The sequence below is a fragment of the Nocardia sp. NPDC049526 genome (assembly GCF_044465765.1).
Lineage (GTDB): Bacteria > Actinomycetota > Actinomycetes > Mycobacteriales > Mycobacteriaceae > Nocardia.
Genome location: NZ_JBITMA010000024.1, coordinates 66,706 through 87,161, shown reverse-complemented (window position 1 = coordinate 87,161; position 20,456 = coordinate 66,706). Strand labels below are relative to the sequence as shown.

Genomic DNA, 20,456 nt, shown 5'->3' with positions numbered 1-20,456 from the left:
TCGGCCGGGGTTCACAGCGATCGCAGGAACCGGGTGAGTACGTCATTGACCTGGTCGGGCCGTTCTTGCTGGATGGCGTGGCCGGCCTCGGGGAGAACGACGGTCTCGCGCAGGTTGCGGAAACCGCTGTCGCCGGACATCAGTCGCTGAGATTGCGGCAGTGTCAGCGCGCCGTCGCGGCCGCCGATGAGGTAGAGGGCGGGTGCGTGGACATCGTTGTCCCGCCAATCTTTTGATAGTTTCCAGTTGCGGTCGAGATTGCGGTACCAGTTGATTCCGCCGGTGAAGCCGGACTTCTGGAATTGGGACGCATAGGTTTTCGCGTCCTGCTCGCCCTCCCAGGCCAGTAGCGCCGGTGTGTCGGCGGCTAGGGAATCGACGATCGTGCCGCCGTCGGGAACCATCCCGGTCCATCCCGGCCCGTCACCCGAGGCGGTACGCAAGATTCTGCGGAACAGTCCCTCCGGGTCGTGCTCGAGGGCCGATTCCAATGCGGTGTCAGCGATGCCGGGCTGCTGGAAGTGCACAATGTAGAAGGCCGGTCCGAGCGCGGCGTGCAGATCGGCGATAGGGGTGGCCGCGCTGCCCTGGGGTTCGGCGAACCGGTCGGGAATGCTGAGTCCAGCCACCGCGGTGATGCGCTCCGGGCGCATTTTGGCCGTCTCCCAGGCGACGATGGCGCCCCAGTCGTGGCCGATTACCGTCGCGCGTTGCTCGCCGAGGGCATCGATGAGCCCAGTGACGTCGCCGGCGAGATGATCGATGGCGTAGTCCTCGACGCGTTCGGGGACATCGGTGTCGCCGTAACCGCGCTGGTCTGGGGCGACGACGTGGTACCCGGCCGCGGCGAGCACGGGAATCTGATGCCGCCAGGAGTACCACGATTCGGGCCAGCCGTGCAGCAGCAGCACCAGCGGCCCGGACCCCGCTTCGGCGATATGCATGCGCAGGCCGTTGACGTCGAGGGTGCGGTGCTCGATCTGGCCCGCGGGCGCTGCGGTGCGGATTTCGGTCATCACGAATTCACTCCTTCGGTGGGAACATGGTGGGGTGCTGGCGATTTCGAGCCGGTTGGGGTCGGGTCGAGGGTGGCGAGGTCGATCGCTTCGGCCATGGCCCGGTACCCGGCGTCGTTGGGGTGCAGATGATCGCCGGAGTCATAGTCGGCGTGCAGCCGATCCGGGTCGGTGGGCGAGCCCAAGGCGGCGTCGAGGTCGACGACCGCGTCGTATGTACTGGAGGTCCGGATCCATGTATTGATCGCGGCGCGCTTGGCCTCGCTCCGCGCGGTGGAGAACGGGGACGGTTTCGCGGACGGCACTGTCGCACCGACCATCCGCAGGCCGGCGATATGGGCTTGAGCCACCAAGTCGCGGTGCGCGGCGATGACCTCGTCGGCGGACACCTCGGTGTAGGGCTCGAAGATCGGCAGCGGCGCGATGTTAGCGGCTTCGCTGATGCCGATGTCGTTGATACCCAACAGGACAACGACCGTGCCGATGCCTGGCTGGGATAGTACGTCTCGGCGGAATCGGGAGGTCGCCTTCGCACCGAGCCACGCCGAGTCGACGGTGAGCCGGTTGCCGCCGATGCCGTGATTCAACACCGCGCGCGGCCTGCCCGCAGCGATGAACCGCTCGGCCAGGATGTCCGGAAATCGCCGGTTGGCGTCCGGGGTGCTGAACGACCCGTCGGTCAGGGAGTCGCCGAAGACGACGATGCCGGGCGGGCGCGCCGGACCGCCGGCCACATCCACGCCGCTGAGGAAATACCAGGAACGTGAGGTCTCGGTGAACAGCCGGCCCGAGCCGTCGGCGCACGCATCCCCGGCCGCGCGGTAGCTGGTGGCCAGGGCCTGCGCGTGATAACTGGCGAGGCCGGTCGGCGCGGCCGAATACATGCTCACCACAACCGAATCCAGCGGCGCCGACCGGAACACCACCGGATCGCTCGCGACCTCCTCACCGGCCGGGATCGCGAACGCAGCCTCCCCGCCGACGGTGAGGGGTCGAGCCGTGTCTATCCGGACTGCTGCGCGGCCTCTGCTGAGGGCCACGGTCGCGGCGGTAACCGACAGCGGCGTGTGCCCGAAGACGTTCGACAGCCGAACGCGGAGCAGGTCACCGCCCGCGGTGAGCCGGACCACCTGTCGCAGTGTCTGATTCGCGAAGCCCTGCACCGACCAGTTCGGGTCGAAGCCCAGGCTGGGTCGCTGCAGCGAAGTCGACCACGCCGCGCCCCACCGGGCGTCATTCACCGGCCCGATCGACGCCGCTGCGCGGCCTGCATCGGCGTCATCAACCGTCGCTCCACGACCATGTTCAGCGATCTTGAATTCATCCACGACACGACACTATGAATCCGACTTCAGATGATGAATGGCTTATTGTCCGGATTTCTTGTCTGATCGTCTGACGCCGCCGACGATAGGATAGCTTCGTGGATGTTCTCAGCGACGTGCTCGCCGCCATGCGGGCCGGCCAGCCTTACGCCGGGCGAAGCACCTGCCGCGCGCCCTGGGGGGTGCGATTCGCTGCCAGCGATGCAGCCTGCTGCCATATCGTCCTGCAAGGTGGCTGCACCCTGATCCCGGCCACCGGTCCCCCCACCGCCTTGGGCGTTGGCGACATCCTGTTCACCGGGCCCCGACACGCCCACACACTCGCAGACCAACCTGGCAGCCCGGCCATCGACTTCCAGCCCAACAAAGCCGACGGCTACTCCGTGATCGAACTCGATATCCCCGGCGTCGGCGCCGCCACCGAAATGCTGTGCGTCTGCTACACCTTCGACCTGGTCAGGCCGCACCCACTGCTCGACACCCTGCCACCGGAAATCCACCTGCCCGCCCGAGTCGGCGACCACACGGCGCTGCGCGCCACCGTGGACATGCTCGGTACCGAACTACACCAGCCACGCTCGGGCACCGACGCCATCCTGCCCGCACTCATCGACATGCTGCTGCTCCACGTGCTCCGGACCTGGCTCGACGAACATGCCGACCACACCGACATCGGATGGGCCACCGCGCTCACCGACCCGGCCATCGCCACCGCCCTGCACCACATCCACCGCCAACCCGAAAATCCTTGGACTGTCGAAGGACTGGCCACCCGAGCCGGAATCTCCCGCGCCACCTTCGCCAAACGTTTCACCACCGCCGTCGGCCAGCCACCCTTGACCTACCTCACCTGGTGGCGAATGACCACAGCCGCCCGCCTCCTGCGCCGCAGCGACACCCCCATCCAAACCATCGCCCACCGCTGCGGATACAGCTCCGAATACGCCTTCTCCAAAGCATTCAAACGCGAATTCGGCCGCCCCCCGAACCACTACCGCCACGAGCGGCCTCCCGCCGCTGTGCAAACGGAAACCTTGTCGCACGTCGCTGGACGCTCTGAACACCGGCCGGGCGGATGACGCGCAACCCGGCTCAGGCGGCCCACGGGTTTGGCGACGATCTCCGAGGGTGGTGTTCCGGTAGCCGACCGGCCAGCGGAACACCACCATGCGAAGACTTCGGCCCTGGTCGACAGTGTTCCGTTGGAGTGTCCCGGTGATCCGCCGTCATATGGAACGATAACCAGGTGTGGTCGAACCCTTCCGCGTCGGAGACGTGCGTTGCTCCACCGACGAACAAGACGTCGAGATTCAAACCGACCAGCTGATCTCCCTCGGCGTGCCGCATGAACGGATCTTCGTCGACAAAGGATTCTCCGGCACCACCCGCAAGAACCGCACCGGGCTGAACAACGCGCTGACGGCCGTCACTTCCGCCGCCGCGGCGGTCACGAACCGGCAAGTGGTGCTGACAACGACGAAATTCGACCGGTTCGCCCGCAACATGGCCGAGGCCGGCGAGATCATGACCAGCCTGCGCGAGCGCGATGTCCTGTTCGGCCTCGGCAGCCAGATCTACGACTGGAACGACCCGTTCGGCAAACTGTTCCTGCAAATCCCCGCCCTGGTCGCCGAGTTCGAGGCGAACCTGAACCATTTGCGGGGGGATGGCGAAGGCCCGCGCGAAAGGCCGTCTCGTCGGGGTCGTGGTGGCGCCGGGTGTTTTTCGCGCGATTACTACCGGAACCCCTACAGAGTGGATGGTTCATGCAGGGAGAGCAGGGGAGGGCTGGGCTCGACACCGTGGGTTCGGGAGGTCGTTGCTTCCCCGCCGCGTCAGCGGTGCAGGGCGGTCTCGCGCTGCAAACGCGACAGCTTCTGGGGATTGCGCACGGAGTAGATCCCGGTGATGAGGCCGTCGTCGATTCGCGCCGCAATGACGGCATCGATCGCGCCGTCGAATCGCAGTATCAGCGCCGGGTGGCCGTTGACGAAGGCAGGCTGTGCCGACCTCGCGGTGAGGTTACCGAGCGCGGCGGAGAGGAGGCCGGCTACCGCGTCGGCCCCGACGATGGGCACCAGCGCGGCCTGTGCGAGTCCGCCACCGTCACCGAGGAAGACGACATCCGGTGCGAGAATGTCGAGCAGACTTTGGAGCTCGCCGGTTTCGACGGCTCGCTGGAATGCTGCGAGCGCGTCTCGGGTTTCGGCTGCGGAGACCACCTCGCGTGGTCGGCGCGCGGCGACGTGTGACCGAGCCCGGTACGCGAGCTGGCGGACCGCGGCCGGGCTCTTGTCGACCGCTTCGGCGATCTCGTCATACTCCAGATCGAATACTTCGCGCAGCACGAACACCGCCCGCTCGACGGGCGTGAGGGTCTCCAATACCAACAGCATCGCCATCGAGACGCTGTCGGCCAGTTCGATGTCCTCGGCGACGTCGGGTGCGGTCAGCAGCGGTTCGGGCAGCCAGGGGCCCACGTAGGACTCTTTGCGGCGACCGAGCGCGCGCAGCCGGTCGAGCGACTGACGGGTGGTGATTCGGACCAGATACGCGCGTTGATCCTGCACCGTGTCGAGATCGACGCCTGCCCACCGCAGCCAGGTTTCCTGGAGGACGTCTTCGGCGTCGGCGGCCGAGCCGAGCATTTCGTAGGCGACGGTGAACAGCAAGTTGCGGTGCGCGACGAATGCTTTCGTCGCGGGATCCGGACGGTCGCTGCTGCTCTCGCCGTGGTCGGCGGGCGTGGTCTGCGATATGCCGGACATGGGCGGCTCCTGTTCACTCTCGAATGTCACCCATCAGACGTCCGATCCTGCCGTTTCGTAACAGCGGGGCAGTGGTGGTGTGCGTCACATCGAAGCGGTGTTATGTGAATCGGGGCGCCGCCGTCTCATGGTCGTTCGAATCAACACCACGAGTGAGGACCGAAGTGATGGAACCCCGTTTCAACCTGAACAACAACGAGCTCGGCGCCAAGATCGGCAAGCGGTTCGCCAACACGAGCATGGCGATCATGCAGTCGTCGCTGCCGAAGTCCACGGTGGAGTTGGTGGAGTTGCGCGCCAGCCAGATCAACGGCTGTGGTTACTGCGTCGACGCCCACACCAAAGAGCTGGCGGCCGCCGGCGAACCCGCGGTTCGGATCAACCTGGTCGCGGCTTGGCGTGAGTCCACCGTTTTCAGTGAGGCTGAGCAGGCCGTGCTGGCATTCGCGGAGGAGGGTACTCGACTCGCCGACGCGAATCGCGGTGTGTCCGACGAGACCTGGGCTCAGGTGCGTAAGCACTACGACGATGATCAGATCGCCGCGCTGGTCTACCTGGTCGCCATGATCAACGCCGCCAACCGGCTCCTGGTGATTACGCAGACCAAGGGCGGCTCGTACGTGCCCGGCACGTTCGAGAGCGTAGCGAGCTGATCCATGCGCGGATCCCGGCCCAGGATCGTTCGGGCCGGGTCCGCGGATGGGGGAGCGCGCAGACGTGCAGCAGCGCTCTGGACGACGTCGCGGGGGACCGAGATCGGTTCACAAGGAACGAATCCGGTGGAACTACAATCTTCAGTGCGCTTGAAAAACATCTGATTATATAGATATGCGTATTGAACTATGTAACTCTCCAACTCCCATCTCACCAACGCCACACCCCAAAAGACCGCACAGACCAGGGGAGCCTCCAGTCGCTGCGCCAGCCGAGGCATCATCGGCGGGCGCAGCGACTGGTCCTAGGGATTGACCGAGAAGACGTGCCAGAGGACAGCAAGCGTGGCCAGCGTGAAAAGCGGTGACAGAATCCAGGTTTCGACCTTGTTCCCGGTCCGTTCGATCACCGGCACGCAAGTACGCAGCGGGAACGGCCAGAACAGTCGGCACCCCTTATCGGTGAGGCAATCACCGGCGAGATGGGCCAGGGCCCCGAGTCCGACAGCGAACGGCAACCACGCCGGTTTATCGGTGATCCAGTGATCCATCGCGAACGTCCCTGCCACGGCGAGGATTATGACCGTGCCCCACGCCTCGATGCCCTCGCCGGAGGGACACAGATGCAGTGCCCGCACCGCCAGTGCGAGCAGGAAGAACACCAAACCGAGTGTGAAATATCTTCCGAGCCAATGCTCACCCGCCCAGGTCCCGTAGGCGACGGCGATCACGAACGCGAACGAGTGTGTGGCGTGCCGATGTCCACCGGAGATCCAGGAGATCAAGCGGCACAGGTGATAGGAGATCGGGCCGAGCACATGCGCGATGGTGCCGTTCGGATGGTCCGCATCGGGCAGCAGCGCGGCACCCGCCGTCAGGAAGGTGCCGAGTAATACCTCGACGGCACCGAGATGGGCGTTGCCAGTTGGCAATACCGGATAGACCAACGCCGAGATGGGCAGCGTCGCCGCTGCCACCGACCAGGCGAAAGCGCCGCTGGTCGCATGTGAATGTCCTAGCACTACATGAAGGTTAGTTGACCACAACCGATTTCAAACAAACGAGACTAACCAGCTGGTGAAAACGTATCGGGGGGAGGAGATTTCACCGAGAGTGGCCAGACGCGATCGGTGTGCCCGTTGTGCATGGAACAGCCGGCGAACGGTCCGTTCGGGTCGAACAGCATGTCCATATGGCTGTCTGCATGGTCTAGAAACCAAAGTGACAGGCCCAATTCGGCGTTGAGCCGATAGAGTTCCCAGGATTGCCAGAGCGCCTCCAGCCGGGCCACGGCTTCGGTGTGCCGCCACCATTCCGGGCACCAGGCCAGACCGTTGTCGGCTACTTTGCGCCGATAGACCTGGGACAGGTAGTTCTCGACGAACTCGACGACCGATCCATAGACCTGTGTCCGCTGCTCTTTCATGGCGCCCCCGAGGACAGTGGCATTCCAAACAGCTTCGAGAGTAGTCACGAAATCTGCTGAGGTCCTTTGGGAAACCTTTGAAATAGCTATGCGGAGCGCCGCGAACGCGGATTTACAATGCGATCGAGGGCGTGCAGATCCGATTCCAGTGCGTAGAACACGCGCAGCGCGCCGACGAATGCGAAAAGGCTGACCACGCACAGGATCACGATGGGACCGATTACCGTCTGCTGCTGTGCCGCATCGAGATAGACCAGACCGCCCGCCACCCCGATCAGCGGTACCGAGGCGGCGATGCCGAGGTAGATCCGGCTGCGTCGGATGAGCCGCTGCAATCGGATGGCGTCGTCGGGGGAGGTCTGTGCGGTGCCGAGCAAACCCGGGTAGTACCAGCGCAATACGAAGAAGGTGACCGGGAAGTAGGAGTACACCACCGCGACCGCGGCCGCGACCAGATGGGATGCGATGAGGTTGATGGTGAATCCGGTGGACAGGTCCGCGGTGTAATGCAGCTGGGTCAGGAAGATCACCAGCGACAATGCCCACCCGGCGAACCCGACCACCGCGATGCGGTCGCCGCAGGCGAGCGTATCGGTGCGCGCCCGCGCGAGGGTCTGCTCGTCGAAATGCTTACCGCGCCGCAGTCCGTCGGGAACCAGGAACACCAGACGGCACCAATACAGCAGCGCGAGAATCCCGATCGGATAGCCGATCGCGCCGAGCAGTGTTGCGAGACGTTGGAGTTGGGCGCTGGCCTCCGCGGTGAGTTGTGCATCGAGCAGGCGCGTGTTGTGCGCGGAAAGATAGAGCATGCCGAGGAATTGCCCCAGCATGCTGGACAGCGTCACCACCGGCATCGGCCGCATCCGCAGTTTGGCGCGGATACTGCGCGCCGGCGGGTCGACGAGATCGCGGGCGGTGCGGTCCAGGGTGAGATCGAGCTGACTGGCGAATTCGGCGCCGGTGGCGAAGCGGTCGGCGGGATCGGGGGACAGGCAGGTGAGCAGGGCATGCTGCAGTACCGGCGGGCAGTCCGGCGGGATATCGGCGGCGAAGCGGTCGGGGACCGGCTGGCGACGCAGTTCGATCATCCGTTCCAGTGAGGTATCCGATTCGCCCGCACCGCGTTCGTCGTCGAAGGGGAGTCGGCCGGTGAGCAGTTCCCACAGCACGACCGCGAGTGCGTACAGGTCACTCCGGGTGTCGAGGTCGGCGGCGGTGGTCACCATGGTGGGATGGCAGGCCTCGAGCTGCTCGGGGGACATGTAGGCCAGTGAGCCACCGAAGTAGGCGGCGGGGCTGGCGCCGGGGATGTGACGGCTGAAGCTGATATTGAAGTCGGCGAGTTTGGGTTGCCCGTCGACCGTGAGCAGTACGTTGGCGGGTTTGATATCGCGGTGCAGCACACCGGCACGGTTGGCGTACTCCAATGCGGAGGCGAGTCGACTACCCAGCCACGCAACGGTTTCCGGCCAGCTCAGCCGTGCGAGCTCGGTACGGGTGGCGGATGGCTGCGGTTCGAGCACCCCGCCGCTGGCGGCCGCCGCGTCGACGGCGTCGAGCAGTAGTCGACCGGACTTTCCCTCGGCTCCGGTGCGGCGCAGCAGCCGCAGTACGCCGAGCAGGGTGCCGCCCGGAACGTACTGCATGTACATCAATTTCAAGTGCTGATCGGCGATCCGACGCTGATCGAAGACGCGCACGATGTTTTCGTGATCGAGCCGGGCCAGCGTCTGACCCTCACTACCGCGATCATGGGAGATCTTGACCGCGACGAGCCGCTGCATCGATCGCTGCCGCGCCAGGAAGACCCGGCCGAACGCACCCTGGCCGAGCAGGATCAACATATCGAAATCGTCAACGGTCGCACCGGGATTGATGGAGTCGAGCGTCGCGAGCGCGGCCGGATCGGTCAGGACGGTGGTCCGGAAGTGATCGCCATCGAGGCGGTCGGCGATCCGCGCCATCTGCTGCGAATACCGCTGGTCGTATTCGGTGAGATCCAGATCGTGATCGAACTGGCGGCGCGCGGTGATCTCCTCGTAGATCAGATCCGGAGGCAGTGGGGCGGTGTGGAGTTCGGGAAATTCGGCCAGGTATTCGTCGAGGCGCTTTTCGGCCGTTTTGCGGATCGACCGGTGATGCAGATCCACCTTGATCAACTCGATCAGCGCCGACCGCCGCAGTGCGGTTTCGGTGGGCAGATGCGGGGTCAGCTCGGGTGGTTCGCCCGCGGCCTCCCACTCACCCGCGAAATCGGCGACCGCCCTGGCCAATACGGCCTGAGCAGCCATCGCGCGATCTCCACCGTGCTCAGGTGGTACCGCGCCGAGCTGGGTATTCATCGTCGGCTCACTCGATCAAGGTTGGTGTCCCGGACAGAACCGAGAATATTCGATTATCGTCGTCCGCTGCTGATCTTCGCCACCGATGTGGATCGCCGGGCTGGTCCCGGCGCTCGATTCGTAGTTGAGTGATCGTGCGGACCAGCGCCTTTCGACCAGTAGGAGGAGACCGTCATGAGCACGCTGTCGGATCGACCGAATGCCGCCTTGATCGTGATCGACGTGCAGAACGGTGTCGTGGGGGAGGCGTATCAGCGGGACACGGTGGTCGCGAATATCGGCACGCTCGTCGAGAAGGCCCGGCAGGACGGTGTTCCGATCGTCTGGGTGCAGCACTCGAGCGAGGAGCTCGTACCGGGGACCATTGCGTGGGAATACGTCCCGGAGTTGGTGCGTGCGGAGTCGGAACCGTTGGTACATAAGAAGTTCGGCGATTCGTTCGAGGATACCGAGCTTGCGGAGGTGCTGGCGCGGGCCGGGGTCGGGCGTCTCGTGGTGACCGGTGCGGAGACCGATGCCTGCATCCGGTCCACGATCCATGGCGCCTTCGCGCGGGGATACGACGTGACACTTGTCAGCGACGGGCACACCACATTCGACAAGAGCGAATGGGGCGCGCCGGCCCCGGAGCAGGTCATCGCGCACACAAATCTGTACTGGCGTTACCAGACCGCACCGGGACGGACGGCCGCTGTCGCCGAGACGAAGAACGTGCGCTTCGAATGACGGTGCCCCCGCGAACTATAGGAGTTCACGGGGGCACCGCACGGGGGACGACCGGCCTTATCGGTCGGTCATTCCTCCTTCATCACACCAGGTCGAACCGGTCCAGGTTCGACACCTTGACCCACGCGGCGATGAAGTCGTTGACGAACTTCTCCTTCGAGTCGTCGGTCGCGTAGACCTCCGCGAGGGCGCGCAGCTGCGAGTTCGACCCGAAGACCAGGTCGGCGCGGCTGCCGGTCCACTTGACGGCACCGGTGGCGCGGTCGGTGCCCTCGTAGGTTCCGTCATCGGTGGCCGACGGCTCCCACTTCGTGCCCAGATCGAGCAGGTTCACGAAGAAGTCGTTGGTCAACGATCCCGGGTTCGCGGTGAATACGCCCAGCGGCGACTGCTTGTGGTTCGCGCCGAGGACGCGCAGACCACCGATGAGGACGGTCAACTCGGGGCCGCTGAGGGTGAGCAGGTTCGCCCGGTCGATCAGCAGGTACTCGGCCGGGATCCGGTTACCCTTCCCGAGGTAGTTGCGGAAACCGTCCGCGCTGGGCTCGAGCGCGGAGAAGGACTCCACATCGGTCTGTTCCTGGGTGGCGTCCGTGCGACCCGGGGTGAACGGCACCTCGACGTCGTAGCCGGCGTTCTTGGCTGCCTGCTCGACGGCCGCGGCGCCGCCGAGCACGACGAGGTCGGCGAAGGACACCCGGGTGTTCCCGGTCTGGGCGGAGTTGAAGGACTCCTGGATGCCCTCGAGAACGCGCACCACCTGGGCGAGTTCGTCGGGCTCGTTGACCTCCCAGCCGGCCTGCGGCTGCAGGCGGATGCGTCCGCCGTTGGCGCCACCGCGCTTGTCGCTGCCACGGAACGACGCTGCCGCCGCCCACGTGGTCGAAACAAGCTGTGCGACAGTCAGACCCGAAGCCAGGATCTGGCTCTTGAGTGCGGCGATATCGGCGGCGCCGATGAGGTCGTAGTCGGCGGCAGGGACGGGGTCCTGCCAGAGCAGCGTCTCTTCCGGCACCTCCGGCCCGAGGTAGAGGACCTTCGGGCCCATATCGCGGTGGGTGAGCTTGTACCAGGCCTTGCCGAACTCCTCGGTGAGCTCCTCGGGGTGCTCGAGCCAGCGCCGGGTGATCTGCTCGTAGATCGGGTCGATCCGGAGCGAGAGGTCCGTTGTCAGCATGACCGGAGTGTGGGACTTCGACGGGTCGTGGGCATCGACCACAGTGCCCGCGCCTGCACCGTCCTTGGGGATCCACTGGTTCGCACCGGCCGGGCTCTTGGTCAGCTCCCACTCGTACCCGTACAGTGTCTCGAGGAAGCTGTTGTCCCACTTGGTCGGGGTGGGCGTCCAGGTGCCCTCCAGGCCGGAGGTGATCGCGTCCTTGCCGACGCCGGTGCCGAAGGCGTTCTTCCAACCCAGGCCCTGCTCCTCGAGCGGGGCGGCCTCGGGCTCGGGCCCGACGAGCCCGGCATCGCCGGCGCCGTGGGTCTTGCCGAAGGTGTGGCCACCGACGATCAGCGCCGCCGTCTCGATATCGTTCATGGCCATGCGGTGGAACGTCTCACGGATGTCGACTGCCGCGGCAAGCGGATCCGGATTGCCGTTGGGGCCTTCGGGGTTGACGTAGATCAGACCCATTTGGACTGCGGCCAAGGGGTTTTCGAGATCGCGGGTGCCGGTGTAGCGCTCGTCGCCGAGCCAGGTCTGCTCGGGACCCCAGTACACGTCCTCCTCGGGCTCCCACTGGTCGACGCGGCCGCCGCCGAAACCGAAGGTCGGAAAGCCCATGTCTTCGAGCGCGACATTGCCCGCGTAGACCATGAGGTCGGCCCAGGAGAGCTTCTTGCCGTACTTCTTCTTGACCGGCCACAGCAGGCGTCGGGCCTTGTCGAGGTTTCCGTTGTCGGGCCAGCTGTTGAGCGGGGCGAACCGCTGCATACCGGCGCCGGCTCCGCCGCGGCCGTCGCTGATCCGGTAGGTACCCGCGGCATGCCAGGCCATCCGGATGAAGAACGGTCCGTAGTGACCGAAGTCGGCGGGCCACCACTCCTGCGAGGTGGTCATAACCTGGACGATGTCGGCCTTCACGGCAGCCAGATCGAGGGTTTTGAATTCCGCGGCGTAGTCGAAGTCCGCGTTCATGGGGTTGGCTACGGCCGGATTCTTCTGCAGGATCTTGAGATTGAGCTGGTTCGGCCACCAGTCACGGTTGCTTCCGCCCTCGGCCGGGGACTTGAGGCGACCGGATGTAACGGGGCAACCACCGGCGGCGGGTTCCGTATTGGCCTCTCCGATGGGCGGATGTTCCTCAGGCACGGCATTTCCTTTCGGGGGAGTGAGTGAATCGGGCTGTGATCACGGGTGTGATCCGGACATTTGCGCTGCCGAGCAGTCGGGGCACAGGCCCCAATAGATGACCTCGGCCTCATCGAGTACGAATCCGTTGTCGTGTGATGCGGTCAGGCAGGGCGCCTCGCCGACGGCGCAGTCGACATCAGCGATGACGCCGCACGAGCGGCACACCACATGGTGATGGTTATCGCCGACTCGCGTTTCGTAGCGCGCGACAGATCCCATCGGCTGGATGCGCCGCAGCAGACCGGCGGCCGTCAGTGCGCGCAACACGTCGTATACCGCCTGATGGGATACCGCACCGAGTGTCGCGCGCACATGACCGAGGATCGAGTCCGTATCGGAGTGCGGATGCTCGTGCACGGCAGTCAGCACGGCAACCCGCGGCGCCGTAACGCGCAGCGACACCCCGCGCAACATACGCTCGAATTCCGAATTCGTGGACACATTCAAGAGTATGACTCATTCAAGTCTTCACGGGGAGGGTTTTGCGAAATCTCGAGACGATCCCACAACTTCCGCTGCTCTCTGGGCCTGTCGTGTCTGATCAATCCACAATCCGCTGACGGTCCGAGGTCGTGGTTATCGGGAGGGGAGCGGCGGATGAACTGTGAGCGGTCATCGCCATGGCATTTACCTGACATAATGTTGATTATCGGCGTTACAACGGAGGTGCTGGAAGCGGGCGATTCGTGTTGTATGACGTTGGCAGGTATGGGATTTCGGACTTCGCTTGCTGAGCGGCTGGCTGGCTACCGGGTGTTCTGTGCACGGAACCATGTGCTGTGGATGTGTGATGTCCCCTCGATGTCCGATTCTGTTGATGTAAATATTCCGGTTGATCCCTGATTTTGGCGGAAAATATTGAATCCGTTCGAAGTCTCGGATCTGGATCGTTTGGGTTCGACTCCCCTCTTCGCCTTGCCGCCACCCTTAAATCGTCACAGTGACGATTTAAGGGTCCATATGGGGGGCCTCCGGTTGGATTGGTTTCTGGTTATGCAGGCACGGCTTGGTGATTGATCGGATCTGTTTTGGGGGTCCAGTCGGCGGCAGGCTGGGGATTCGACGAGCGCGGCCGGCCGGGCCGAGGCTGGTGCCTGCTCTTCGCCGTGGTGGGCGATGAGCTAGAGCCCTCGCCGGGCCGAGCATTCGGCGCGCAGCTCAGATCCTCGGACTAATTCTCCCGGCATCCGGCCGCGTTCACCGATCAGCTGCCAGCACTGCCGCGAGGCCTTCTTGCAGATCCTTGACGAAATACTCGGGAACCTCCAGCGACGGGAAATGTCCCCCGGTTTCGGGCGCCCTCCATCGGACGATCTGCCGGAACCGCTCCTGCGCCCAGGGGCGCGGACACTTCTCGATGTCGCGGGGATACACACTGATTGCTGACGGGACGTCGACCCGAAGTTCGGGGTCGAGCGAGTTGTGGCTTTCGTAGTAAATGCGGGCTGCCGATGCGCCGGTCCGTGTAAGCCAATACAGGGTGACGTCGTCGAGAATGCGGTCTCTGGAAATCGTCTCGAACGGGCTGTCTTCGGTATCTGTCCACTCGGCGAACTTGTCGAGGATCCAGGCGAGAAGCCCGACTGGTGAATCGACGAGCGAGTAGCCGATGGTCTGCGGTCGTGCCGCCTGCTGCTTCGCGTACGCCGCGTGGCGCCCGCCCCAGAAATCGCGGGTTTCCTCGGTCCATGTGCGCTCGGCCGCCGTCAGCCCGTCCGTTGTCAACCCGGGCGGTGCCTGCGGGGTCAATGTGTGGATGCCGAGAACGTGTTCCGGGAACCTGCCGCCGAGGACCGTGGTGATCACACCTCCCCAGTCGCCACCGTGGGCTGCGAACTTGCGGTAGCCGAGCCTTCCCATCAGTTCCACCCATGCGGCCGCGATCTTTTCGATCCCCCACCCGGTGGTGGCCGGCTTGTCGCTGTAACCGAAGCCTGGTAGCGACGGGGCCACGACGTGGAACGCCGGCGCGTCTGGATCTTTCGGATCTGCCAGCTCGTCTACTACATCGATGAACTCGGCAATGCTGCCTGGCCAGCCGTGCGTCAAGATCAGAGGAGTGGCATCCGCGCGCGCGGATCGGCGGTGCAGGAAGTGGATTCCCAGATCATCAATGGTCGTGCGGAACTGGCCGATCCGGTTGAGGCGCGCTTCGAACGACCGCCAGTCGTACCCGGTGCGCCAGTAGTTCACGACATCGACGAGGTCGGCGAGAGGAACGCCCTGTTCCCATCGGCGAGGGTCGGGCGCGGCGCGATAGACCGTCTCGGCTTCCGGCAGTCGAGCCGCGGTTAATCGCGCGCGTAGATCGTCGAGGTCAGCGTCAGTTGCGTGGGCTTCAAATGCTTGCACGTCGTTGGTTGGGCGGGGCATCAGACCTCCTGATCGTCGTGGAACCGGCTAAGACCTATCTAGAACCGTCTAAGACGGTTCTAACATGTCTCCGTGTCGGCGTGCAACCAGCTAAGGTGGTTCCATGCGTGCTGGGTTTCCTGACTTTCGCCTTGGTACCGTGCTAGCGACCAGCTTCACGGGGACTCTGTCGGAGCGTCATGGCACCGCTGTGGAGCGCATTCCCACGCCGCAGCGACTCATCGACTGGTTGGCGGTGAACGGCCTCGCCGTGGACTCCTGCACTATCGCCCAGCTCGAACTCGCTCGGGAACTGAGGGAATCAATTCATGCCGCCGCGACAGCGGCCGCGATCCAAGACGCTCTCCCCGCGTCTGCTGTCCAAGTCATCAATGACTGCAGCATTCAGGGTCGGGCCGCGGCTGTCCTGACGCCCGAGGGCAATCGGCGATGGCGACTCAGCTCGGCTTCCTGCGTAGAAGATGCCCTAGGCGTGATCGCCGCCGACGCGATCAGCATCATCGCAGGCGAACGAGACGGAAAATTGGCCTTGTGCGCATCGCCGACCTGCCGAGCCGCCTTCTTCGACACCAGCCAAAGTCGCACCCGCAAATGGTGTGACATGAACACGTGCGGGAATCGTCAGAAGAAAGCGCGCTTCAATGCCAACCAGCGCAAAAACCCCAACTCGGCAAAGTAATCGTTACCCTCGATACATCCAGGTGGGCCCCACGTCTGCGACACATCTGTCGCGTTGGGTGCGCACCCCAACGGCAGCACTAAGAGCCATCCGTTGCCTTCCATCAACGTGCCCCTTGAATCGTCGCGTTGACGATTCAAGGGGGTTGTGTGAGGGCTCGCCGGATTGGATTGGTTTCTGGCTATGAGGCCAGTGGTTGATGATTGGATCTGTTTTGCGGGTCCAGTCGGCGGCAGGCTGGGGTGATGTTGGTTCGGCGGCTGGTGGCGCTTTATGTCGGGTTGTGGTTGTACGGGTTTTCGATGGCGGTGATGATTCGGGCCGGGCTCGGGTTGGATCCGTGGGATGTGTTTCATCAAGGGGTGGCCGCGCATGTGCCGATCAGTTTCGGGGCGGTGACGGCCCTGACCGGAGTCGCGGTGTTGTTGGCATGGATTCCGTTGCGGCAGTGGCCGGGTCTTGGCACGGTGAGCAATGTCGTGGTGATCGGTGTGTCGGTCGATGTCGGGTTGTGGATGTTGCCGGACTGGGATGTCCTGCCGGTGCGGGTCGGCGCGATGGGTGCCGCGGTGGTTTTGAACGCGGTGGCTACGGTGCTGTATATCGGCGCGGGTATGGGGCCCGGGCCGCGAGATGGACTGATGACTGGACTGGTCCGCCGGACCGGATGGTCGGTGCGGTTGGTGCGTACCGGGATCGAAGTATCGGTATTGACGACCGGCTGGCTATTGGGCGGCAGCGTCGGCATCGGCACGGTGGTCTATGCGTTCGGCATCGGTCCGCTGATTCAGGTCTTGATTCCGTTCGCGAATCGCTATCTGCCGGGATTTCATGTTGATCGCAAGGCTGAGCCCGATGTCGTACCGGCGGCGCCTTGACCGCAATCGGTCGAATCGGTGCGGCCGCCTCGACGCTGGCGGCCGATGTCCGAATTGCCCTCGGTGGCAAGAAGATACCGCCGGACCACTCCTCTTCGCCCTTCCTGTCACCCCACCGTAAATCGTCACTGTGACAAATGATGTCATCACTTGATGGCCGAAAATGTTGATTTCCTGGCCGCAGCGCTCTCTCGGCAACCGCGTCACCGTTCATACAGTTATCGACATGACTAGCACTCCGTCCGTGCTCATCGTCGGCGCCGGATTCGGCGGCCTCGCGGCCGCGCTGGAGCTCAAGCGCCGCGGCTACGACGCGTTCACCGTTATCGATAAGGCCGACGGGCTCGGCGGGGTCTGGCGGGACAATACGTATCCGGGCGCCGCCTGTGACGCACCGTCGGATCTGTACTCGTTCTCCTTCGCCCCCAATGCGTACTGGCCGAAGCGCTTCGCCGAGCAGCCCGACATCCTCACCTACATGCATGATGTCGCGCGCCGCTACGACCTCGACAAGCACATGCGGTTCGGGGTGGAGGTCGACTCGGCGGACTTCGATGCCGACCGTGGCATCTGGCAGGTGCGCACGACCGCGGGTGAGCTGCTCGAAGCCGATGTCTTCGTGCCCGCGGTGGGTCAGCTGTCGCGTCCGGTGTGGCCGAATATTCCGGGCATGGATTCGTTCACCGGCGATGCCTTCCATTCGGCACGCTGGGATCACGATGTCGAGCTGTCCGGTAAGCGGGTCGCGATCATCGGCACCGGTGCGAGTGCGATTCAGATCATTCCGGCGATTCAGCCGAAGGTCGGACAGTTGACCGTCTTCCAACGGTCGGCGCCGTGGATCATTCCGAAGATCGAAAGCTATTACGCGCCACCTAAACTCAACGCGCTCGACAAACTGTCGATCGTGACGAAGTTCCCGCTGATCCAGCGCGCGGAGCGGTTCGGCTGGTATTCGTTCTACGAGTTGGTGACTTCGGGGCTGGAAGGCAACGGCCGAATCGCCGATGTGATCTCCGGGTGGGCGGACCGGCATCGGGCCTCGCAGATCTCCGATCCCGAATTGCTGGCGAAGATGACGCCGGATTACGAGGCGGGCTGTAAGCGCGGGCTGATGGCGAGCAACTACTACCCGGCGGTGTCGCAGCCGAATGTGCACGTCGAGACCTCGCATATCGCCGAGATCACGCCGACCGGTGTGCGCACCGAGGACGGCACGCTGTACGAGGTCGACGTGATCGTGTACTGCACCGGATTCAAGGCCACGGAGTTCCTGGCGCCCATGACGATTCGCGGGATCGGTGGCAAGGAGCTGCGCGAGGTGTGGTCGGGCGGTGCGCGAGCCTACCAGGGCCTCACCGTGCCGCATTTCCCGAATATGTTCATCATGTACGGGCCGAATACCAACCTCGGCGCGGGTTCGATCATCTACATGCACGAGCGGCAGGCGCGTTATCTGCGCCAAGCGGTCGAGCATCTGCGCGGGGCCGGTGGTTATCTGTCGGTCAAGCCCGAGGTGGAGGCGCGGTTCGACGAGGAGATCCAGGGGCGGCTCGAACATACGGTGTGGACCAAGTGCACCAGCTGGTATCGGGAGGCCAGCGGTCGGGTGACGACGAACTGGCCGGGCCGGATGAGTGAATACGACAAGCGGACGCATTTCGATGTCCGCGACTACGAGCTTGTTCGCACCGGAAGGTAATCCATGACGCACTATGACGTGCTGGTGATCGGTTCCGGCTTCGGTGGCAGTGTCACGGCGCTGCGGTTGACCGAGAAGGGCTACCGGGTCGGTGTCCTGGAGACCGGGCGGCGCTTCGCCGATCACGAATTCGCTGAGAACTCCTGGCATTTGCGCGAGTACCTGTGGGCGCCGAAACTGGGCTGCTTCGGTATTCAGCGGATGACGTTGCTGAACGACACCTTCATCATGAGCGGTTCCGGTGTCGGTGGCGGTTCGCTGGTTTACGCGAACACGCTGTACGAGGCGCCGGACACCTTCTACGGCGATAAGCAGTGGTCGCATATCACCGATTGGAAGTCCGAGCTGGCACCGCATTACGACCAGGCCAAGCGCATGCTGGGGGTGACGACCAATCCGGCGACCACCCCGTCGGATCGGGTGCTGCAGGAGGTCGCCGAGGATATGGGTATCGGCGATACCTACCGTCGCACGCCGGTCGGAGTGTTGTTCGCGGATAAGGACACTCGGCCCGGGGCAGCGGTCGCGGATCCGTTCTTCGGTGGTATCGGGCCTGAGCGGCGCTCGTGTACCCATTGTGGTGAGTGCATGACCGGGTGTCGGCACGGCGCGAAGAACACCCTGGTGAAGAACTATCTGTATCTGGCGGAGCAGGCGGGCGCGACCGTGCATCCGTTGACGACCGCGGTGTCGTTGCGGCCACTGTCCGGTGGCGGGTATGCGATCGAGACCGTACGCACCGGACGCTGGGTTCGTAAGGCGAAGCAGACCTTCACCGCCGATCAGGTGGTGTTCTCCGCGGCCGCGCTCGGCACCCAGCAGCTGCTGCACGATCTTCGGGATCGCGGTGTGCTGCCGAACATTTCGCCGCGCCTGGGTCATCTGGCGCGCACGAATTCCGAGGCGGTGCTGGCGGCGCGAACGCGCGATAAGGATTCGGATTTCACCAAGGGGGTCGCTATCACCTCGTCGATCCATCCGAACTCCTACACCCATGTGGAGCCGGTGCGTTACGGCAAGGGCAGCAATTTCATGGGTCTGTTGACGACGGTGCTGGTCGACGGGCAGGAGGGTAAGCGTCGCTGGGTGCTCGGTCTGCGGGAGATGGTGCGGTATCGGCGGGATCTGCTGCGCATGCACAATCCGGCGCACTGGTCCGAGCGGATGATCGGGCTGCTGGTCATGCAGAACGTCGACAATTCGATCATCACCTATAACAAGCGCGGTCTGTTCGGAAAGCGGATGACCACCAAACCGGGTGCGGGACAAGCGCCTCCGGCGTGGATTCCGGAGGGGAACGAGGTCACGCGGCGGGTCGCCGAGAAGATCAACGGCATTGCGCAGGGCTCCTGGACAGAGATGGCCAATATCCCGATCACCGGCCACTTCATCGGCGGTTGCGCGATCGGCGACTCCCCCGATACCGGCGTGGTCGACCCGTATCAGCGGCTCTACGGCTACGAGGGGCTGCACATCGTGGATGGTTCGACGATCTCGGCGAATCTCGGGGTGAACCCGTCGCTGACCATCACCGCGCAGGCCGAGCGCGCGATGTCGTTGTGGCCGAACAAGGGTGAAGACGATCAGCGTCCGTCGTTGGGGGCGCCGTATCAGCGGATCGATGCGATCGCGCCGAAGAATCCGGTGGTGCCGGATTCGGCGCCGGGCGCGCTTCGGTTGCCGATTACTCCGGTTTGACGCCTTTGGGTTCACGTTGACTCATGAACCCGAAGAGATAGCCCGCGATGCGACGCATCTGGATTTCTTCGGTGCCCTCGGTGATGCGGTAGCGGCGGTGGTGACGGTAGATGTGTTCGAACGGGGTGTGGCGGGAGTAGCCGAGGTCTGCCAGAGCGCCGCATCGTCGCCGTCGGGTACCGCTGCCAGCAGATCCCGCTCCAGTTGCGCGCCCTCATCACCGAGTTCGAGCTCCCGCTGCACGATCCGCGCGATATTGGCCCCGACTCGCGCCTGGTGCCGCAATGCCGGATCGAGTGCGGGCAGCAGTGTGTCCTCGAGGAGTTCGGCGAGTGCTGCCAGTAGCTCGGCGGCCGAGGGGCGATATTGCATCGTTACGAAATCCGTTCGCGCATAACAACTTCCGAAGTCTCGACAAGGTCTTTCGGCAACGGCGCGCCGGCTGAAGGCGGGATCCGGCGGCGCGGAGGAAGACTATCGCCGTTTCTTCCGCCTTGTCACCGGTGCGTGT

At 64.3% G+C, this 20,456-nt stretch carries 17 protein-coding genes and 2 pseudogenes; 8 read left to right on the top strand and 11 right to left on the bottom strand.

Translation table 11 applies throughout. The features are described 5' to 3' along the window. Positions 1-11: 11 nt before the first annotated feature. The gene (locus tag ACIBW7_RS40975; RefSeq protein WP_397056194.1) at positions 12-1,016 is read right to left on the bottom strand and encodes an alpha/beta fold hydrolase; all 1,005 of its coding nucleotides are present in this window, start codon (positions 1,014-1,016) and stop codon (positions 12-14) included. Continuing rightward, entirely contained in the window at positions 1,016-2,344 is a 1,329-nt protein-coding gene (locus ACIBW7_RS40970; protein WP_397056161.1) for an SGNH/GDSL hydrolase family protein, read from the bottom strand. The genes ACIBW7_RS40975 and ACIBW7_RS40970 overlap by 1 nt, the downstream gene beginning before the upstream one ends. Positions 2,345-2,439: 95 nt before the next feature. On the opposite strand from ACIBW7_RS40970, the gene ACIBW7_RS40965 reads away from it, so the two are divergent. After that, a complete protein-coding gene (locus ACIBW7_RS40965; RefSeq protein ID WP_397056159.1) occupies positions 2,440-3,420 on the top strand; it encodes an AraC family transcriptional regulator in 981 nt (326 codons plus the stop codon). 169 nt (positions 3,421-3,589) lie between these two features. Next, the gene (locus tag ACIBW7_RS40960) at positions 3,590-4,240 is read left to right on the top strand and encodes a recombinase family protein (protein WP_397056157.1); all 651 of its coding nucleotides are present in this window, start codon (positions 3,590-3,592) and stop codon (positions 4,238-4,240) included. Here ACIBW7_RS40960 and ACIBW7_RS40955 read toward each other — a convergent pair. Continuing rightward, positions 4,177-5,109, bottom strand: a complete 933-nt coding sequence (locus ACIBW7_RS40955; protein ID WP_397056155.1) for an RNA polymerase sigma-70 factor — start codon at positions 5,107-5,109, stop codon at positions 4,177-4,179. The genes ACIBW7_RS40960 and ACIBW7_RS40955 overlap by 64 nt on opposite strands. Positions 5,110-5,276: 167 nt before the next feature. On the opposite strand from ACIBW7_RS40955, the gene ACIBW7_RS40950 reads away from it, so the two are divergent. Next, complete coding sequence (locus tag ACIBW7_RS40950; RefSeq protein ID WP_397056153.1) at positions 5,277-5,762, top strand: carboxymuconolactone decarboxylase family protein; 486 nt, start codon at positions 5,277-5,279, stop codon at positions 5,760-5,762. A gap of 305 nt (positions 5,763-6,067) precedes the next feature. Here ACIBW7_RS40950 and ACIBW7_RS40945 read toward each other — a convergent pair whose 3' ends face one another. The 3 genes from ACIBW7_RS40945 to ACIBW7_RS40935 all read right to left on the bottom strand — a co-directional run bounded on the left by ACIBW7_RS40945 (position 6,068) and on the right by ACIBW7_RS40935 (position 9,533). Next, a complete protein-coding gene (locus tag ACIBW7_RS40945; protein WP_397056151.1) occupies positions 6,068-6,784 on the bottom strand; it encodes a metal-dependent hydrolase in 717 nt (238 codons plus the stop codon). Between the two features lie 44 nt (positions 6,785-6,828). Beyond that, on the bottom strand, positions 6,829-7,188 hold the full coding sequence (locus tag ACIBW7_RS40940; protein ID WP_397056149.1) for a DUF4913 domain-containing protein: 360 nt from the start codon (positions 7,186-7,188) through the stop codon (positions 6,829-6,831). Positions 7,189-7,274: 86 nt separating this feature from the next. After that, positions 7,275-9,533: a serine/threonine-protein kinase gene (locus tag ACIBW7_RS40935; protein ID WP_397056147.1), complete on the bottom strand. Its 2,259-nt coding sequence runs from the start codon at positions 9,531-9,533 to the stop codon at positions 7,275-7,277. A 174-nt stretch (positions 9,534-9,707) separates the two neighbouring features. On the opposite strand from ACIBW7_RS40935, the gene ACIBW7_RS40930 reads away from it, so the two are divergent. Further along, complete coding sequence (locus ACIBW7_RS40930; RefSeq protein WP_397056145.1) at positions 9,708-10,259, top strand: cysteine hydrolase family protein; 552 nt, start codon at positions 9,708-9,710, stop codon at positions 10,257-10,259. An 82-nt stretch (positions 10,260-10,341) separates the two neighbouring features. Here the strand turns inward: ACIBW7_RS40930 and katG are convergent, their stop codons facing one another. The 3 genes from katG to ACIBW7_RS40915 all read right to left on the bottom strand — a co-directional run bounded on the left by katG (position 10,342) and on the right by ACIBW7_RS40915 (position 14,988). Further along, complete coding sequence (katG, locus tag ACIBW7_RS40925; RefSeq protein ID WP_397056143.1) at positions 10,342-12,573, bottom strand: catalase/peroxidase HPI; 2,232 nt, start codon at positions 12,571-12,573, stop codon at positions 10,342-10,344. 39 nt (positions 12,574-12,612) lie between these two features. Next, on the bottom strand, positions 12,613-13,029 hold the full coding sequence (locus tag ACIBW7_RS40920; RefSeq protein ID WP_397056192.1) for a Fur family transcriptional regulator: 417 nt from the start codon (positions 13,027-13,029) through the stop codon (positions 12,613-12,615). Positions 13,030-13,812: 783 nt separating this feature from the next. Continuing rightward, the gene (locus ACIBW7_RS40915) at positions 13,813-14,988 is read right to left on the bottom strand and encodes an epoxide hydrolase family protein (RefSeq protein WP_397056141.1); all 1,176 of its coding nucleotides are present in this window, start codon (positions 14,986-14,988) and stop codon (positions 13,813-13,815) included. Positions 14,989-15,091: 103 nt separating this feature from the next. Between ACIBW7_RS40915 and ACIBW7_RS40910 the strand changes: the two genes are divergently transcribed. The 4 genes from ACIBW7_RS40910 (at position 15,092) to ACIBW7_RS40895 (ending at position 19,945) form a co-directional block, all read left to right on the top strand. Next, positions 15,092-15,667, top strand: a complete 576-nt coding sequence (locus ACIBW7_RS40910) for a CGNR zinc finger domain-containing protein (protein ID WP_397056139.1) — start codon at positions 15,092-15,094, stop codon at positions 15,665-15,667. Between the two features lie 245 nt (positions 15,668-15,912). Then, positions 15,913-16,545, top strand: coding sequence for a YitT family protein (locus tag ACIBW7_RS40905; protein ID WP_397056137.1), 633 nt, complete (start codon positions 15,913-15,915; stop codon positions 16,543-16,545). A gap of 226 nt (positions 16,546-16,771) precedes the next feature. Continuing rightward, the gene (locus ACIBW7_RS40900) at positions 16,772-18,247 is read left to right on the top strand and encodes a flavin-containing monooxygenase (protein ID WP_397056135.1); all 1,476 of its coding nucleotides are present in this window, start codon (positions 16,772-16,774) and stop codon (positions 18,245-18,247) included. Positions 18,248-18,250: 3 nt separating this feature from the next. Beyond that, the gene (locus tag ACIBW7_RS40895; protein WP_397056133.1) at positions 18,251-19,945 is read left to right on the top strand and encodes an FAD-dependent oxidoreductase; all 1,695 of its coding nucleotides are present in this window, start codon (positions 18,251-18,253) and stop codon (positions 19,943-19,945) included. Here ACIBW7_RS40895 and ACIBW7_RS40890 read toward each other — a convergent pair. Together ACIBW7_RS40890 and ACIBW7_RS40885 are read right to left on the bottom strand one after the other, a co-directional pair. After that, a pseudogene (locus ACIBW7_RS40890) lies at positions 19,932-20,090 on the bottom strand (acyl-CoA dehydrogenase family protein); the annotation flags it as partial. The gene ACIBW7_RS40895 and the pseudogene ACIBW7_RS40890 overlap by 14 nt on opposite strands. Positions 20,091-20,170: 80 nt before the next feature. After that, a pseudogene (locus ACIBW7_RS40885) lies at positions 20,171-20,317 on the bottom strand (hypothetical protein); the annotation flags it as partial. Between the last annotated feature and the right edge of the window lie 139 nt (positions 20,318-20,456).